The sequence below is a fragment of the Hymenobacter lutimineralis genome (assembly GCF_008271285.1).
GTDB classification, from domain to species: Bacteria; Bacteroidota; Bacteroidia; order Cytophagales; family Hymenobacteraceae; genus Hymenobacter; species Hymenobacter lutimineralis.
This window is the reverse complement of the sequence record NZ_VTHL01000005.1, coordinates 126,572-144,627: the sequence shown is the minus strand read 5'-3', so window position 1 is coordinate 144,627 and position 18,056 is coordinate 126,572. Positions and strand designations below refer to the sequence as shown.

Genomic DNA, 18,056 nt, shown 5'->3' with positions numbered 1-18,056 from the left:
CAGCCCTGTTGTCGCGCCCAGGTGTACTCCGACTCCCATAGCGGATCTACTATGCGGGGCTCGTAGGGCAGAGAAGGATAGACGATACGCATATTCGTTGTTCAGCAAGCGACAGGGTTGGCCGCTGAGGGAACTAATGACTCACAAAACGGCAGCTTCCCTCCTACGCCCGGCTAGCCACGGCGGCCCGGATGTCGGCGGGGGTGTCTTTAGGAATGGCGTTCAGGAGTTGACGGGTGTACTCGTGCTGGGGGTTGGCGTAGACCTCGGCGGCCGGACCGCTTTCCACAATCTGGCCCTGGCGCATCACCAGCAGCCGGTCGCTCATGAAGCGGGCCACGGAGAGGTCGTGGGTGATAAACAGGTAGGTGATGCCAAACTCGCGCTTGAGGTCGTTGAGCAGGTTGAGCACCTGAGCCTGCACCGATACGTCGAGAGCCGATACGGACTCGTCGCAGATAATGCACTTGGGCTGCAGGGCCAGGGCGCGGGCAATGCAGATGCGCTGGCGCTGGCCCCCGCTGAACTCGTGGGGGTAGCGCAGGTAGTGCTCCTCCTTCAGGCCCACGGTGCGCAGCAGTTCCAGCACCCGGGCTTTCTGCTCCTGCTTGGTGCCACCCACACCGTGCACGCGCATGGGTTCCAGAATGGCTTCGCCTACGGTCATCATCGGGTTGAGGGCCGCGTAGGGGTCTTGAAACACCATCTGAAACTCCCGCCGCCGCCGCCGCAGCTGCTCGGCCGGTAGCTTGGCCAGGTCGACGTCTTCAAACAGAATGCTCCCCGAAGTAGGCTCCACCAGTCGCAGAATGGTACGCCCCAGGGTGGTCTTGCCGCAGCCCGACTCCCCTACTAGTCCCACCGTTTCGCCCGGGTAAATATCGAAGCTTACCCCATCCACCGCCCGCACAAACTCCGGCTTGCGGTTGAAGAAGCCCTTGCGGATGGGAAAATAAACGTTGAGGTTTTGGACGCTTAGAAGAGGGACTTGGGGGCTTAGGGGCTTGGGGGCTTGGTTGGTGCCGTTCTGTACAGGGATGCTGAGTTGGGTTGCGGTTGGCAGCTGGCCACTGGCAGCGTCGGGAGTTACTCCGGTAGCAGGGCTAGGCGCCAGATTTTTCGCTCCAATCAAAGCAGCAGCATCCAATGGCAATGGCTGGCCGGACTCTAGGCCAGGAGCATTCTCCAGGCCGAAAGCGGGAGCTTCGGGGCGTGAAACAGAATGTTCCACGGGGAACGTTTTGGCGGTGTCAGGGCTGTTTTGAGAGGCTGTAGTTGACTCATGAGCTTGGTATCCCTCAGCTACTTGCGCCGCCGCGGTTTCAGTGCTGATGAAGCTTCCATCGGCCGTTTCCTGCATAAAATCGGCGACTACGGGAAGTTTTTTGCGGCCTACCGAAAGTTTTGGGCGGCAGGCCAGCAAGCCTTTGGTGTACGGATGCTGGGGATTGGTGAAGATGTCGAGGACGGGGCCTTGCTCCACCACGCGGCCCCGGTACATGACCAGGATGCGGTCGGCTATTTCGGCCACTACGCCCAGGTCGTGGGTGATGAAGATGACGGCCGTGTGATGCTCGCGGCGTAGGTCGTCGATGAGGCGGAGCATGCGGGCCTGCACCGTCACGTCAAGGGCCGTTGTAGGCTCGTCGGCAATGAGGATGGCGGGGTTACAGGCCATGGCCATGGCTATCATCACGCGCTGCTTCTGGCCACCGCTGATTTCGTGCGGGTAGCTTTTGAAGATCTTCTCCGGGCGCGGGAGCTGGGCCATGGTAAACAGCTCCACGGTGCGGGCCTCGGCCTCCTTTTCCGTGAGCGGGGTGTGCAGGCGCAGGGCCTCCACCACTTGGTGCCCACAGGTATACACCGGGTTCAGGGACGTCATTGGCTCCTGAAAGATCATGCCGATGTCGTTGCCACGGACCTTCTGGAGCTGCTCCTCGGGTAGTTTCAGCAGGTCTACCTCCCCCAGCGCCTCACTCTGAAACCGAGCCTCGCCGCTCACAATCTGGCCGGGGGGCAAGGGAATCAGCCCCATCAAGGCTAACGACGTTACCGATTTGCCCGAGCCCGATTCGCCCACAATGGCCAGCGTTTCGCCCCGTCGCAGGTCAAAGGAAATATCCGCCACGGCCCGCGTGTTGCCGCGGTGGCTCTGAAAATCGATGGTGAGGTTGCGGACGGAAAGCAGGGGCTGAGACATAGCAGATAGACAGACAAGTATGTAAAGATACACTACACTTCCTCCTGTCATCCTGAGCGCAGCGAAGGACCTTTTCACGCGTGAACAACGCCGTCCAGTTGCTATCAAGGCACAATAAGGTCCTTCGCTGAGCTCAGGATAACAGGTAAAATAGTAAGCAAAAAGGCCCGCTAGAGCTATCCAGCGGGCCTTTTACCAGGTAGTCAAACGGACCTATCGTACATCAGTAGCTCCGGCATCGTGGCGGGCCTGGGCGGCGGCTACGTCATCGGCGGCCAGCGGGTGGCTGTCATCGTGCTGGCTGAAAAACTTGCTTTGAAAGAGTAGAATGCAGGCCACGCCCACGAAGATGGCCGAATCGGCAATGTTGAAAATGGGCCACAGCGACAGATGCGTGCCGCCCACCAGCGGCCAGGAAGCGGGTAGGAAGCCTTCGTAGATGTCCACGTACAACATGTCGATTACCTGCCCGTGAAACCACGGCGTAGGGGCATTAAACGGCGCATTGTTGTAGAGAATGCCGTAGAAGATAGAATCAATGACGTTGCCCAAAGCGCCGCCCAAAATCATGGCTACGCACACCAACAGGCCTTTAGGCGCCTGCTGTTTCCAGAGGCGGTAGATGTAGTAGGCAATGCCCGTTACGGCCACCAGACGGAAGCTGGTCAGCAGGATCTTGCCGTAGGGCGGCGGCAGTTCTACCCCGAAGGCCATGCCTGGGTTGAGCGTGTAGTGCAGCTTAAACCAGTCGCCGAGCAGCGGGATTTCGCCCGCCACCCCCAGGGGCATGTAGCGGTGTACAGCCCACTTCGAAAGCTGATCAATGACGATGACCAGCAGCGCCACGAGGTAGTATTTCCAGTATTTCATTCGGTAGAAGTGAGAGGTTAGAAGTGAGACTTCGCCCTGACGCTCTGTCAGACTCGGAACCTCTCCCCTCTCGTAGCACAAAGTGACGAAGAATTTTAGACTTTCCGGCCGGCGACACCTCACTCTGCTTCGGAGCCCCAGTATATATTTTTCGGGCCTTTTGTGCCCTTTTTAACCGATGTGACGGCCTGCCGGAAAGCTTTGTGCGCCGGTGTGCCAACCGACCTTTTCACGGAGTCGGTTGGCACCTGACACTTAGCCGTTTGCGACTTCCAGCTGCACGGGCACGTTGTACTCGTCGAATTCGAGCACCGAGCCCCCGCTGATTTCCGGGGCGAAATCCAGGGCCAGCGCCTGCACTTCTTCCCGGATATAGTCGCCGAACGACTGCACGGCGGCTTCTAGCTCGGGTTGCTGCTGCAGCGTCACGCGGATTTTGTCCTGTACTTCCAGGCCGCTGTCTTTGCGCAGGTTCTGGAGGCGGTTCACCAGCTCGCGGGCCATGCCTTCCTGGCGCAGCTCCTCGGTGAGGGTTAGGTCGAGGGCCACCGTAAGTGGGCCGTCGGTGGCCACCAGCCAGCCGGGCAAATCCTGGGTGCGGATTTCCACGTCGTCGGGGGCTAGGGTATAGGCTTCCCCGTCGATTTCCACCGCCAGCTGGCCAGTCTTTTCGAGGGTGCTGATTTCCTCGGCCGTCATCTGCTGAATGCGGGCTCCTACGGCTTTCAACTTGGCCCCATACTGCTGACCGAGGCGCTTGAAGTTGGGCTTCACCGACTTCACGAGCACCCCGCTGGTATCGTCGAGGAACTCCACGTGCTTCACGTTTACCTCGGCACAGATCAGGTCTTCTACTTTGCCTACCTGCTCCCGGGTGGTGTCGTTGAACACTGGCACCAGAATGCGCTGCAATGGCTGGCGCACCTTCAGCACCGACTTCTTGCGCATGGAGTGCGTGAGCGAAGAAATGCGTTGGGCCAGCTCCATCCGCTCTTCCAGCGCCTTGTCGATGCGGGTTTCATCGGCCTGCACCAGCAGCGTCAGGTGCACCGATTCGGGGGCCAAAGGCGTGTTCTTAGCCACTGCCTCTTCGCGCATGCCGTCCGTCATGTTCTTGTAGAGCCACTCGGCGAAGAAGGGCGCAATGGGGGCCATGAGCTGGGCCACCACCACGAGGCATTCCTGTAGGGTTTCGTAGGCGGCCTTTTTATCAGCGGTCAGCTCGCCTTTCCAGAAACGGCGACGCGAGAGGCGCACGTGCCAGTTGGAAAGCTGGTCGGTCACGAAGTCCTGGATGGCGCGGGCAGCCTTGGTGGGGTCGTAGCCATCGTAATAGCCGCGCACTTCCACAATCAGCGACTGGAGCTTGCTCAGAATCCAGCGGTCCAGCTCGCTCAGCTCGGCGTACGGCACCCGGTCGAACTCACGGGCCTGGAAGCCGTCGAGGTTGGCGTAGAGGGCGTAGAACGAGTACGTGTTGAAGAGCGTGCCGAAGAAGCGGCGCTGCACCTCCGTGATGCCGTTCAGGTCGAATTTGAGGTTGTCCCAGGGCTGGGCGTTGGCAATCATGTACCAGCGCGTGGCGTCGGGGCCGAACTGGCTGATGGTCGTGAACGGGTCGATGGCGTTGCCGAGGCGCTTGCTCATCTTGTTGCCGTTCTTGTCCAGCACCAGGCCATTGGCCATTACATTTTTGTAGGCCACCGAGTCCTCCAGCATCACCGCCAGGGCGTGCAGGGTGAAGAACCAGCCCCGGGTTTGGTCCACGCCTTCGGCAATGAAATCAGCGGGGAAATTCTTCTCGAACTGCGCCTTGTTTTCCAGCGGATAGTGCCACTGGGCATAGGGCATGGCGCCGCTGTCGAACCACACGTCGATGAGGTCGGTTTCGCGGTACATGGGCTGGCCGCTGGGCGACACGAGGAACACATCATCCACGTAGGGACGGTGCAAATCCTTCATTTCCCCGGTAGCAATGGGGTTGTGCGTCATCACCTCGGCGGCTACAGCCTTGTCGATTTCGGCGCTCAACTCGGCAATAGAGCCGATGCAGATTTCCTCCGTGCCATCCTGGGTGCGCCAAATGGGCAGCGGCGTGCCCCAGTAGCGGGAGCGGCTCAAGTTCCAGTCGACCAGGTTTTCCAGCCAGTTGCCGAAGCGGCCGGTGCCAGTGGTAACAGGTTGCCAGTTGATGGTCTTGTTGAGCTCGATGAGCCGGTCCTTCACCGCCGTGGTCTTGATAAACCAGGAGTCGAGCGGGTAGTACAGCACGGGCTTATCGGTGCGCCAGCAGTGCGGGTAGGTGTGCTCGTACTTCTCTACTTTGAAGGCCGTGCCGTCGCCTTTCATGCGGATGGCAATGCTTTCGTCGAGGGTTTTGTAGTCGGCTCCGCTCTGGTCGTGGCCATCGTAGTTTTTCACCCAGCGCCCGCCGAATTCGCCCATCTGGGTTACGTAGCGGCCGGTGCGGTCTACCACAGGGCCGATTTTTCCCTGGTCGTCGGTTACCAGCAGCGCGGGAATGTCATTCTGCTGGGCCACGCGGAAGTCATCGGCGCCAAACGTGGGCGAGATGTGCACGATGCCCGTACCGTCTTCGGTGGTCACGAAGTCGCCGGGAATTACGCGGAAGGCGCGTTCCTCTCCTTCAAACGCCGGGAAGCCTTTATCCTGCCCGAACAGCCGCTCGTAATTGATGCCCACGAGGTCAACCCCGGTGAATTCGGCTTCTATTTCCCAAGGAATCTGCCTTTCTAGACTTCCCCAATCTGAGTACGTTGGCAGAATAGGCTTGCCATTTTCAGTAAATTCAGAGAAGTAGCTCTTTAACCTCGCTTTCGCTAAAACGACCCGGATATACTGTTTGGTGTAAGGATTAATAGTGCGTACAAGAACGTAAGGAATGTTCTTGCCAACAGCCAAAGCAGTGTTGGCTGGTAGTGTCCAAGGTGTTGTAGTCCAAGCCAGAATGAATACGTCAGTATTCTCGATTAACCAAGATGGACCACCAAACAGCTTCTCCGACTTCTCGTCCCGCTTTACCTTGAACTGGGCCACGATGGTCGTGTCCTTCACGTCGCGGTAGGTGCCGGGCTGGTTGAGCTCGTGTGACGACAGGCCGGTGCCGGCGGCCGGAGAGTAGGGCTGGATGGTGTAGCCTTTGTAGAGGTAGCCTTTGTCGTAAAGCTTCTTGAGCAGGGCCCAGCAGCTTTCGATGTACTCGGGTTCGAAGGTGATGTAGGGGTCATCGAGGTCCACCCAATAGCCCATTTTCTCGGTGAGGTCGTCCCACTGGGCCTTGAAGCGCATCACGGTTTCGCGGCAGCGCTGGTTGTATTCCTCGATGCTGATTTTCTTGCCGATATCCTCCTTGGTGATGCCCAGCTCCTTCTCCACCTGCAGCTCAATGGGCAGGCCATGGGTATCCCAGCCGCCTTTGCGGTTTACTTGCTTGCCCAACAGCGTCTGGTAGCGGCAGAAGATGTCCTTCACCGTCCGGGCCATCACGTGGTGGATGCCGGGGGCGCCGTTGGCCGAGGGCGGGCCCTCATAGAACACGAAGGTGGGCTGCCCTTCGCGGGAGCTCACGCTTTTCTCAAAGATGCCGTTCTGCTTCCACCACGCCAGGATATCGGTACCAACCTGGCCATAGTTGAGCGGCTGCTTGTATTCGGGGTAGTTCATTTTTTGGGGTCTTGGGATCTTAGGGTCTTGGGGTCTTGGTTTTTAATGGGCGTGGTCCTGGGGATTCAGAGTCATGGATTGTGCTTTCGGCACGGTGCTACACAAGCACGCTATCTAAGACCCCAAGACCCTAAGACCCCAAGACCCCTTTCTGCATCCGACCCAGGTTCAGCTCCAGGTCGTCGTCTTCCTCGTGGTAGTTGTCGTCGTAATGCTTGATGCCTGACTGGTTGATCGTGTCTTCATCGGCCCCGTGCTCGAAGGTGACGAGCAGGCAGGGCAGCAGTATCAGGTTGGAGAAGTTGGTAATCAGCAGGGAGGCCGACATGAGCAGGCCCAGGGCCTTGGTACCGCCAAACTCGGAGAAGGCAAACACCGAGAAGCCCAGGAACAGCACAATGCTGGTGTAGATCATGCTGGTGCCCGCCTCGCTGAGCGTGGTGCTGATGGCGGCCTTCACCCGGCGCCCGTTCACGGCCATTTCCTGGCGAAACTTGGCCAGCAGATGGATGGAGTTGTCGCCATCAATGCCCAGGGCTATGCTGAAGATGAGGGCCGTGCTGGGCTTGAGCGGGATGCCGAAGTAGCCCATAATACCACCCGTGAGCAGCAGGGTGAAGAAGTTGGGCAGCAAGGTGAAGAATACCGCCCGAATGCTGCGGAACAGAATCAGCACCACCAGGCCCACCAGCACAAAGGCTATAACAAGGCTTTCCTTGAGCGTACCGATGAGGTACTCATTGCCTTTGGTGAACAGGATAGTAGTGCCCGTGAGCTTTACCTCCATGCCCGTGCCCTTGAAGATGCGGTTGATTTCGGGCTTGATGCGGTTGTTAATGAGCGTATCGAGGTTCTGGGACCCGATATCGGCAATCTTAAGGCTGATGCGGGCTTCCTGGCCGGTGCTGTCGGTGAAGGAGCGCAGCAGCTTGTTGGTGAGCTGCCCCTCGGCTCCTTTCACCGACTGGGAGCGGGCCAGGTAGCTGAGCACGAAGTTTTTCTCGTCGTTGTCGGGCAGGCGGTAGTAGCTGGGGTCCCCGTTGTAGAACGACTGCGTGGCAGCCTTCAGAAACGTGACGATGCTGACGGGCGTGGTCAGCACCGGCTGGGTGCGCAGAAACTTCTCCAGGCGGTCAATCTTCTCCAGGTTTTTCAGCTTCAGAATGCCGCGCTTCTTGCCCGTATTCACCACCAGTTCCAGGGGCATCACGCCGTTGAAGTGCTGCTCGAAGAACTTCAGATCGGAGTTCACCGACGAGTCCTTGGGCAGGTCATCCACCATGTACGACACCGATTTTACCTTGGTAACGCCCACGGCAGCCAGCACCGAAAAGACCAGGGCCGCCAGATAGACCGTGCGGCGGCGCTCCAGCACCAGGTAGTCGAAGAACTCCAGCAGCTTGGTAAGCGGCTTAGCTTCCAGGTGCTCCAGCTGCTTGGGCGTGGGGGGCGCCAGAATGGTAAACACAATCGGCATCAGAATAAACGACACCGCAAAGGCCACGAAAATGTTGATGGTGGCTACCGCCCCAAACTGAAACAGAATGGCAATGTTGGTAAAGCAGAACACCACGAAGCCAATGGCCGTGGTGGTATTGTTCATGAGCGTGACCAGCCCGATTTTGCGCACAACCCGCGTCATGGCCAGCACCTGGTTGCCGGATTTGCGGTAGTCGTAGTGGTAACGACTTAGCAAATAGGTGCAGTTGGGAATGCCGATGACGATGATGATGCTCGGAATCAGGCCCGTAAGAAGATTAATCTTATAGCCCAGCAGCACCATAGAGCCCACGCACCACACCACCACCATCAGCACAATGAGCAGGGGAAACACCACTGCCGACCACGTGCGGAAGAACATGAGCAGGGTGAGGGCCATCATCACGATGGTGAGGCCCACGAACAGCTTCATTTCCGAGGCTACTTTGGTAGTCATGGTGGCCCGCACGTAGGGCAGGCCGGCGTAGTGCATCTTGATGCTCGTCTTCTGCTGGAACCGCTCGGCATGGCCCAGAATTTCCTTCATCACCGCCTCCCGACGCGAGGAGTTCAGGTACTTGGGGTCCATGGTGAGGGCCAGCAGCGTAGCCCCGGTTGTGGGCGAAATCAGCTGGCCTTTGTAGAACTCCTGGGAGTTGACGACCCGCATCAGCGAGTCGAGTTCCAGCTGCGTCTGGGGAAAGCGCCGGAAGATGGGCACCGCCCGGAACGTCTGGGTGGTGGTGTCCTTCACTAGGCGCGGCAGGCGCGTCACGCCCAGAATGCCGTTTACGCCCTCCACCTTGCTGAGCGTATCGGTCAGGAGCCGCAGCTCGTTGAAGTTGCCCAGCTGATACACGGAGCTATCCTGCATGCCCAGCACCAGCACGTTGCCGTCTTCCCCAAACCGCTGCTTGAAGCGCTGGAAGTACACCATGTCCGGGTCGTCGGGGCGCACTACCTGGGCAAAGTCGTAGGTCATTTCGACTTTGCGGGCCTGCCAGCCCATGAACACGGTAATAGCGGCCAGGAGCAGGACCAGAATCCGCCGGTTCTTGATAATAAAAAGGGCGAGTTTACTCCACATAGGCCGCTAAAATGCAGCAAAGGTACGTAATGCCCGGCAGCCGGAAGAAGTTACCCGCGCACCAGAACCTTCAGGACAAAAAATAGTTGTATTCCTACGCGAAGGATTTCGCAAATTATAGACAACTTTGTGTGCAACAGATTACGTAAAAGGCCAAATTTCAGAATATTAAGTGTGGTTTAATTTGCACTTTATTTAGTTCTGACTGGTTTTCACTCCGCCATGACCCTGTACCAGACGCCGGAAGCGTCCCTCACCTACCATCCGGCCACCGAAACCCTGCACCTCAGCTACAACGCTACCCGGCTCTCGGTGTCGTTTGGCCAGGCCTACCAACGGGCCCTGGAGGAAATGCTGCAGAAAAACATCGGCAAGCTCTTGCTCGACCTCAAGCGCAATGCCCCGCCGACGGATGAGGAGGAACACATCCTGGCCCCGCTCATCAACGATATTCCGGCCACCTTCAACCGCCCCATCTTCATAGCCGCCGTGCTTTCTGAAGGCCAGTATCAATACCAGATCGGCAACTACTCGGCCGGCACCACGCTGCCCCCGGAGCACGTAGAGTTCAACTACTTCACCTCCCGCCGTGAGGCCACCGCCTGGTTAGGCGACAATTAGCCAGCTCTCCTTTTTTACAGGTACCACAAGAAAGCCCCTGGATGCGCGCACCCAGGGGCTTTCTTGTGGTCTTCCGTTCCGGCTCCGGTAGGACGCCTTACAGCTGCTCGAAGATGCGCGAGAAGCTCACGGCGTGCCCAATGTAGCCGTGCAGCTCGCTGATGGGCATGCGGGTCTGCTCGCGGGAGTCGCGGTGGCGCACCGTTACCGTGTTGTCTTCCAGCGTCTGGTGGTCAACGGCAATGCAGAAGGGCGTGCCGATGAGGTCTTGGCGGGTGTAGCGCTTCCCAATGGCATCTTTCTCCTCCACAATAACGCGGAAGTCGTAGCGCAGGGCCTGGTAGATTTCGTTGGCTTTCTCGGGCAGGCCGTCCTTTTTCACCAGCGGGAAGATGGCGGCTTTCACCGGGGCCACGGCCGGGTGCAGGCGCAGCAGCTTGCGGGTTTTGGTTTTCTGCTCCTCCCCTTCGCCCTCGGTAATGGTTTCTTCCTGGAAGGCTTGGCAGAGCGTGGCCAGGAACAGGCGGTCGGCACCCACCGAGGTTTCCACCACGAAGGGCACGTAGTTGCCGTAGGGCTTGCCGGTTTCGGGGTTGATGTCGTTGTCGAAGTAGTTCTGCTTTTTGCGACTCAGGGCCTGGTGCTGGGTCAGGTCGAAGTCGGAGCGGGAGTGAATGCCCTCAATTTCCTTGAAGCCGAACGGGAATTCATACTCAATGTCGACGGCGGCCTTGGCGTAGTGCGCCAGCTTGTCGTGGTCGTGGAAGCGGAGCTTGGCGGCGGGCAGGCCCAGGGCCTCGTGCCAGCGGCGGCGCGTTTCCTTCCAGTGCTGGTACCATTCGCCTTCGGTGCCAGGGCGCACAAAGAATTGCATTTCCATCTGCTCAAACTCCCGCATACGGAAGATGAACTGACGAGCCACAATCTCGTTGCGGAAGGCCTTGCCAATCTGGGCAATGCCAAACGGCACCTGCTGCCGCGCCGACTTCTGCACGTTCAGGAAGTTCACAAAAATGCCTTGGGCCGTTTCGGGACGCAGGTAGATCAGGCTGGAGCCCTCGGCCACGGCACCCACCTGCGTGGAGAACATCAGGTTGAACTGGCGCACGTCGGTCCAGTTGCCGGTCTTGCTGACGGGGCAGAGAATTTTCTCGTCGATGATGAGCTGCTTAACCCCGGCCAAGTCCTCGGCCGTGAGCAGGCGGCCCATTTCGGCCAGCAGGGTTTCGGCGCGGGCTATTTCGCCGTTCTTCTCGTACTCGGCGGCTTTTTCTTCGAGCAGCACATCGGCGCGGTAGCGCTTCTTGCTGTCGAGGTTGTCAATCATCGGGTCGGAGAAGCCATCCACGTGCCCGGAGGCCTTCCAGGTGAGCGGGTGCATGAAGATGGCCGCGTCGATGCCCACCACGTTCTGGTTGAGCTGGGTCATGGCCTTCCACCAGAGCTGCTTGAGGTTGTTCTTCAGCTCCACGCCGTTGGGGCCGTAGTCGTACACGGCAGCCAGGCCATCGTAGATTTCGGAGGAAGGAAACACGAAACCATACTCCTTGGCGTGCGACACGATGTCGGCCAGGGTGCTTTCGGTAGTGGCAGCGGAGTTCTGGGCAGGGTTGCTCATGGAAGAATAAGGCGAAGTCAGTAAGTCAGGGCAAAGCCGCAGGGGCCCGCACAAAGTAACGGAAGCAGTACGTAGCGACGAAGAAACGGCCGGGAAAGCACGCTGGCCGGGTGTCGGTCAGCAAAAGTAGTGCATCCGGGGCATGTGGCTTCAAGAAACTCAACTTGTTGAATATTCCTGCGTTTAGCGTCCCAACTGTCCGCGGTTAGGGCGGCGCGTAACAATTTCATAATCTTGCGCCCCTCATGGGCTTCCTACCTTTGATTGTTGAAAACTGATTACCCACCAACTCCCTTTTTATGTTTGGCTTAGAGCCTCATGTGCTGGTGCTGCTACTGCTGTGTCTGATAGCCGCCTGCGCGTTTGAATTTGTAAATGGCTTCCACGACACGGCCAACGCCGTGGCTACGGTTATTTACACCAATACCCTGCGGCCCTGGGTGGCCGTTATCTGGTCGGCATTCTGGAACTTCATCGGCGTGCTCACGGGCGGTATCGGCGTGGCCATGGGCATTGTGTACCTGCTGCCGGTAGAAAGCCTCGTGGACCAGAACATCTACCATGGCGTGGCCATGGTGGGGGCCCTCATCCTGGCGGCCATCATCTGGAACGTGGGCACCTGGTACTACGGCATTCCGGCCTCGTCTTCCCACGCCCTCATCGGCTCCATTCTGGGCGTAGGCATTGCCTTCTCCCTGCTCCCCGAATCGGGTGGGGCGGCCGTGAACTGGAGCAAAGCCACCGAAACGGGCATTGCCCTGCTGGTAGGCCCGCTGTTTGGCTTCACGCTCACCATCTTGCTGATGTTTGTGCTCAAGCGCTTCGTGCGCAACAAGGCCATCTTCAAAGAGCCGCACAAGCGCAAACCCCCACCCCTCTGGATCCGGCTGATTCTGGTAGCTACCTGCACGCTGGTAAGCTACTTCCACGGCTCCAACGACGGGCAGAAGGGCGTGGGCCTGATCATGCTGATTCTGATCGGCATTGTGCCCACCTTCTTCGCCCTGGACAACGACAAGAACCCCCTGGATATGCGCGACTCGCTGACCAAGGTGGAACTGGTCATCAACAAGATTGACCCCAACGAGCTGTCGGTGAAGGACCGCGGCAACCTGCAGCTGGTAAAGCAGCAAACGGCCGCGCTGGACCGCATTTTTGCCGGCAAGACCGATGTCAGCCAGTTGCCGCAGGCGGAGCGTTTCCAGATTCGCAAGGCCATCCTGCTCACGTACAGCCGGGCCAAGAGCATCATGAGCAGCGAGAAGGTGAGCCTGAGCACCGCCGACCGCAAAACCTACGACGACGCCATTGCCAATATGCGCACCTTCACCGACTACGCTCCCTGGTGGGTGCTGCTGATGGTGTCGTTGTCGCTGGGCATTGGCACGATGGTAGGCTGGCAGCGGATCGTGAAAACCATTGGGGAGCGGATTGGCAAAGAGCACCTGACCTACGCGCAGGGCGCTTCTTCCGAGCTGGTCGCCGCCGTCATGATCGGGGCTTCTACCTGGGCCCATCTGCCCGCCTCTACCACCCACGTCCTGTCGTCGGCCATTGCCGGCTCCATGGTGGCCAACCGCGGCATCAAGAACCTGAACCCCCAGATGGTACGCAACATTGCCATGGCCTGGGTACTCACCCTGCCGGTAACCATGTTCCTGGCGGGGGGCCTGTTCCTGCTGTTCCGGGCCCTCATTTAAGTAGCTGACTTCTAAGCGCAATCTTGGTTATACACAAAAAAGCCACCCGATTGGGTGGCTTTTTTTATGGAAGCACTTTGAAGTGGATAACTTTTGAATTATGCCATCTAAGGTTAGAGCAGTATTAAAAACCAGCTGAAATGTCGGTGAAACCAGCGGGTTATGAATTACTTATCCACTTATCAACACGGAAAACAGGGTGTTTTGTGGATAACTAGGATTAGGAGGGCCACTGCACTTCCAGGTCCTCGTTGATAAACACTCCAAAGTTGATGAACTGCAGCTCCCCTTCATCAAAGTAAAGGTCAATCATTTCCTTTTCGTAGGACAAGCGCATTTCGCCGGTTTCCATGGTTTCGGTTTCGCTGGCCGTGTAGCCATGCTCACTCATCAACTCCTGGATAGCCTCGGGGCTACGGCCGTGAATGGACTCCCCAAAAAGCCGCATGCCGGGGTGGTCGGTTTCAATGCAGCTCAGGCGGTAGTCATCCTCCCGGTCGAAGTAAAGTGAGTAGCCTTCGTCGAGGTAGTTCCACGCCTGGTGCTCAAACTCGTCTTCGTCGTCCGACTCTTCGATTTCCTCGGGCTCTCCCATCAGGGCCCGCACCTGATCCATGCTGGCGCCAAACTTTAGCGGGCCCATGCCCTGGCCTAGTACGATTTCGTTTTCTTCGATGCTATTAGGGGTGCTCATTGGCGAATGGAATTTAGGGTTGGTGTCCGCAAAGGTAGGCTGATTGTTGAACGGCCGGATGAGTAGAGGGTTATATGGTTTTGGGGTAGAGGCTTGTTTCTGACACCGAAGGCAGACCCGCTTGCAACCCACCTGCTTTTGTAACCACCTACTTCCCGTAGCGGGCCTCAAAAGCGGCGCGCTGCCGCACGTACTCGGGGTGTAGGCGGGCCTCGTCCCACTTCTGCTTGAAAATGCGCGCAGCGGCCGCCTTTTCGGGGTCCTCGGGGGCGCGGGGTAGCTCGGCCCGCCCGTGGGCGCCACTCTGCCCCTTCTTATCAGCCGGCACGGGACCATCATACTTCTTGCCACCCCGGTGGTTGGCGTAACGCCGCGACCGGGTGTAGCCCATCTGCAGAAACTTCCGGGCCATGTCGGCCCCCACAAAATCTTCCTGGCGCAAATAGTCTTCAAACAGGGCGTAGATGCGCTCCGACGACTCCTGGGCTACTTCCGGCGTGCGAAAGCGCCAGTGCGGCAGAATCTCGCCCTTGTAGGGCTCTACCAGCAGTACCCCCTGCTCGCCCTTGCCCACCCGGTAAAGCTCCGGGTGCTCCCGAAAATTCAACTGGTGAAAGTTCTGGTCGTAGTTGAAAGGCATACCCGGCTATACTTCAGTAGCCCGTTTTCAGTTGCCCGGTATGCAGCAGTTCTCAATTGAACACGGACAAACTGAAAACGGGCAAACTGAAAACGGCCCCGAGTTATCCACTCAGTTAATAACTTTTTAAAAGTCTTTTTTTAAATCTCTTTTTTAATCCCCCGTCGTTAGGGCTGTGCATAAGTGGATAAGCAGCCGAGGTTGTCCACACGCGGAAAACTTGTGGACAAGCCCCACCTTATACACCTCTAATCCACAGCCATTGTGGATTACATAAAGCTGATTTAAAGAACTTTAACTGAGTAATTCACAATCCACAGGGTTATCAACGAATCCACAATTCACAAAAAAGGCCGTTGTGGATAGGACCTGAAACGTGGGGAAGTTGTCCACGCTTATCCACGTTGATAACTCGGGCAACGGGAGCTGTCAGAATAGGGGAACGGGCAAAAAAACTTTTCCGCAACTTCTCCACGCATTATCCCCAGGTTACGCCACTATTATCCACAAGTAAACACCCTGGTTCCTGAGGCGGTGGATAACCCTGTGGAATACCGATTGGGCTAGCAGCCAAAACCTAGATAGAAGGCTGAAAACGCAGTTTTGGTTGTGGATAAGTGCTTGTGGCGCACTTACTATATAGACCCGTGCCGGTAGAGCAGCCCTAAACAAAAAGCTCCCGACTGAACAGCCGGGAGCGAAGTAAGAACAGTAGATAAGACGCTCAGAAGGCTACCTGAATATCTTCCTCCTCCCAGTTGGCGCGTACCTGGAATGTGCGTGACAAGTTAAAAACCGGCTCGGGCAGCAGCCGGAACTGCGGGTCGCCCCCCTGCCAGCGTCCATCGGCGTTGGCATCCACGAATACGCGAATCCGGTACGTGCCCGGAACCAGGTTATCGAACCGGAACGTGCGGGGCGAGTCGAGGCTGCGGATGCGCTGTCCTTTCTCATCCAGTAGCAGCAGCTCGTAGCGTTTATAGGTAGTCTGTACTTTGCCTGCCAGGCTACCCGTGGAGGCCTGTTCCGTGAGGGCAAAGCGCAGGGGCTTCAGACCCAGGCTGCGGCCAGAAATAGCGGTAACCACAGTGCTGTCGAGCTGAATACTGACGGTTTGCTTGGCCTTGGTATTCAGGTTTACGGTGAGCAGGGTACGGTCGGGGTTGAGGCTGGCATCGGTAGGCAAGCGCAAGGGCCGGCGCTTGGTGGAGTCTTCTACCAGCGTACCGATGGGCTTTTCGGCTACCAGGCGCAGGGGCTCGGTGAACTGCAGCGCCACCTGGCCTTGCCGAAAAACCTCCTTGCCATTGCCCACGAGCTGCCAGGCCGGTGGCCGGCGCGCCGGCACCGTGCCCGCGAATTTTACATTGAGCGTGTCGCGGCCGTCATTCCCGGCGCTGTCGGTGGTGGCCAGCAGGTAGCGGCCCTCCGGCAGCAGGGCCGACTTGTACAAGGCTACCGAACGGCCGCCATCAATGAGCTGCAAGGCTTCATTGGGGGTGGTGGTAGCCGTGCCGATGGGCGCAATGGTAGCCGAGCGGATACCTTCATTGAGACCAACCAGGAAGCGCACCGGATCGGCTTTTTGGGAGGTAATGAGGGCCCGGCGGGCATCGGGGCGGGTGAGCAGCAGCTGCACTGAGTCCGTACCGGGGCGGATGGTCAGCAAGTCGGGTAGGTACCCTATTTTTTCGCCGTCCTCGTAGCGGCTGCTTTGGTTTTTATCGGCCAGGGCAAAAATGCGGTAGCGGCCTTCGCGCAGGTTGCGCAGCTGGTAAACCCCGTTTTTGTCGGTACGGGCCAGGTAGTAAGGCCGCCCCTTGCGGATGTTGGCCGTATCGATAGCCGGGTACAGCAGCACCGAAACGTCGGCCGCGGGCTGGGACGTGAGCAGGTCGCGCACCCGTCCGGCCACGGCGCCCGAGTCAAGGGCCGGGCCGGTGCTGAAGCTGATGGCGGCGTCGCGGGCCGGCGTGCTTTCCGTGATATCGGTAATGGCGTCCCGGAAGTTGAAAGAATAGGTGGTATTGGCTTCGAAAGGCTTTTCAAACTCCAGCTCGACCGTGTTCTTGCCCTGGCGCACCTTGTACTTGTTGTCGTCGGAGAGCAGGGGGGCCACCAGCAGGTTTTTGCTAAGGTCCTTTACCTGCACGGGCTCCGAAAACTCCAGAATCACCGAGCGGCTGCGCACGTTCACGGTGCGGTTGGCGGGCACACTGCTCACCAGCTTCGGCGCCTCAGTGTCACGGGCGCCCCCCTCGGGCGTGCTGATGGCCGCGCAGCCACCCGCGGCGGCACCAACAAGAACAAGCAAAGGCAGGGCAAAACGAGCAGACATGAACAAGCAACAAGGTGAAAAGCCGAAAACGAGAAGCACCGCGCAAAAGTACGTAGGGCCGGCTCCTGACAGCCGGCCCTACGAAAACGGTGCCCGAAACAACCGGGAGCCTCCCTCCTACCCTGGCGAAGTGGCTAGATTAAGCGCCGGCTGGCCGCTTGGTGGCCACGTAAATCAGGCTGCTGTACTGCTGCTGGTGGCGGGCGGCGTACTGGTTGGAATGGTAGCCATTGCGCAGCACGGCCAGCATACCGGCCCCCCGCTCGGCGCGGTTTTTCTCGCTGAGCATGCTTACGTAGTAGGCATCCAGGGGCATGGGCAGAGTGTCGCGCAGCTGCAGCTTGTGCTTTTTGAGCAACTGCGCCATGGTTTTGGGACTGAAATGGTAGAGGTGGCGTGGCACGTCCAGCGCGGCCCAGTCCTGCTGGTAGTGCTGGGCGTCGAAGCTCTCCACGTTGGGCACGGCAATTAGCAGCACGCCATCAGGTTTGAGCAGGCGAATGAGCTGGGTTAGCGTTTCGTTGAGCTCGTGCACGTGTTCCAGCACGTGCCACAGGGTAATAGCATCAAACGCGCCGGCCGGAAACTGCACCAGGCTTTCGGTGCCGATGGGCTGGCCTACGCGCCGGGTAGCTTCTTCACGGGCCCGGGCACTGGGCTCCCAGCCGGCCACCTGCCAGCCATTACCTTTGGCGGCAGCCAGGAAATGACCGGTGCCGCAGCCGTAATCCAGGAGCTTGCCTTTGCGGGGGACCAGCTGGTTGAGCAACGCCACCTTGCGGCGCATGGTGAAAAAGCGCGCGACTTTATAGGCCTGGTTGATGAGCCCGCCCGCCCCGCTGTTGTGCGACACGTATTCGTCCGACTCGTAGTAGCGGCCGATATGGGCGGCGTCGGGCCTAGGGTTGGTAAACTGAAACGAGCAGGCCAGGCACTGCTGGATGGCAAAGCTTTCCTTGCTGACCGATTTGTCTTCGACGACCAGCTTGTTGCGAAACTCCGTTTTCCCGCAAACCGGGCACTTTTCCAGACGCTCGTAAACCACAGACTCGGATTAAGGATACTGATGAGCTACGGCAAGGTGCCGCAGCCCGGCGAAACACGAAGGTACAAAACCAAAGC

11 protein-coding genes are annotated in these 18,056 nt (G+C 58.5%); 2 read left to right on the top strand and 9 right to left on the bottom strand.

Annotation, left to right across the window (positions count from 1 at the left end):
• Positions 1 to 163: 163 nt before the first annotated feature.
• The 4 genes from FY528_RS07075 to FY528_RS07060 all read right to left on the bottom strand — a co-directional run bounded on the left by FY528_RS07075 (position 164) and on the right by FY528_RS07060 (position 9,323).
• Positions 164 to 2,203 (bottom strand): ABC transporter ATP-binding protein, encoded by a 2,040-nt coding sequence (locus FY528_RS07075; RefSeq protein WP_149070294.1) that lies wholly within the window; start codon positions 2,201 to 2,203, stop codon positions 164 to 166.
• A gap of 213 nt (positions 2,204 to 2,416) precedes the next feature.
• Positions 2,417 to 3,073, bottom strand: a complete 657-nt coding sequence (locus tag FY528_RS07070; RefSeq protein WP_149070293.1) for a lipoprotein signal peptidase — start codon at positions 3,071 to 3,073, stop codon at positions 2,417 to 2,419.
• Between the two features lie 255 nt (positions 3,074 to 3,328).
• Positions 3,329 to 6,757 carry an isoleucine--tRNA ligase gene (gene ileS / locus FY528_RS07065; protein ID WP_149070292.1) on the bottom strand — a complete coding sequence of 1,143 codons (3,429 nt, stop codon included), beginning with the start codon at positions 6,755 to 6,757 and terminating at the stop codon, positions 3,329 to 3,331.
• Between the two features lie 130 nt (positions 6,758 to 6,887).
• The gene (locus FY528_RS07060) at positions 6,888 to 9,323 is read right to left on the bottom strand and encodes an efflux RND transporter permease subunit (RefSeq protein WP_149070291.1); all 2,436 of its coding nucleotides are present in this window, start codon (positions 9,321 to 9,323) and stop codon (positions 6,888 to 6,890) included.
• 222 nt (positions 9,324 to 9,545) lie between these two features.
• Between FY528_RS07060 and FY528_RS07055 the strand changes: the two genes are divergently transcribed.
• Positions 9,546 to 9,944 carry a hypothetical protein gene (locus tag FY528_RS07055; protein WP_149070290.1) on the top strand — a complete coding sequence of 133 codons (399 nt, stop codon included), beginning with the start codon at positions 9,546 to 9,548 and terminating at the stop codon, positions 9,942 to 9,944.
• 97 nt (positions 9,945 to 10,041) lie between these two features.
• On the opposite strand, the gene FY528_RS07050 is transcribed toward FY528_RS07055, so the two are convergent.
• Positions 10,042 to 11,562, bottom strand: coding sequence for a glycine--tRNA ligase (locus FY528_RS07050; RefSeq protein WP_149070289.1), 1,521 nt, complete (start codon positions 11,560 to 11,562; stop codon positions 10,042 to 10,044).
• 299 nt (positions 11,563 to 11,861) lie between these two features.
• On the opposite strand from FY528_RS07050, the gene FY528_RS07045 reads away from it, so the two are divergent.
• Positions 11,862 to 13,262 carry an inorganic phosphate transporter gene (locus FY528_RS07045; RefSeq protein ID WP_149070288.1) on the top strand — a complete coding sequence of 467 codons (1,401 nt, stop codon included), beginning with the start codon at positions 11,862 to 11,864 and terminating at the stop codon, positions 13,260 to 13,262.
• A gap of 220 nt (positions 13,263 to 13,482) precedes the next feature.
• Here the strand turns inward: FY528_RS07045 and FY528_RS07040 are convergent, their stop codons facing one another.
• From FY528_RS07040 to FY528_RS07025, 4 genes are all read right to left on the bottom strand, one after another.
• Positions 13,483 to 13,956 (bottom strand): hypothetical protein, encoded by a 474-nt coding sequence (locus tag FY528_RS07040; RefSeq protein ID WP_149070287.1) that lies wholly within the window; start codon positions 13,954 to 13,956, stop codon positions 13,483 to 13,485.
• Between the two features lie 148 nt (positions 13,957 to 14,104).
• Positions 14,105 to 14,596, bottom strand: coding sequence for a DUF4385 domain-containing protein (locus FY528_RS07035; RefSeq protein WP_149070286.1), 492 nt, complete (start codon positions 14,594 to 14,596; stop codon positions 14,105 to 14,107).
• A 724-nt stretch (positions 14,597 to 15,320) separates the two neighbouring features.
• Positions 15,321 to 16,934 (bottom strand): Ig-like domain-containing domain, encoded by a 1,614-nt coding sequence (locus FY528_RS07030; RefSeq protein WP_149070285.1) that lies wholly within the window; start codon positions 16,932 to 16,934, stop codon positions 15,321 to 15,323.
• Between the two features lie 139 nt (positions 16,935 to 17,073).
• On the bottom strand, positions 17,074 to 17,979 hold the full coding sequence (locus FY528_RS07025; RefSeq protein ID WP_149070284.1) for a class I SAM-dependent methyltransferase: 906 nt from the start codon (positions 17,977 to 17,979) through the stop codon (positions 17,074 to 17,076).
• Positions 17,980 to 18,056: the final 77 nt, after the last annotated feature.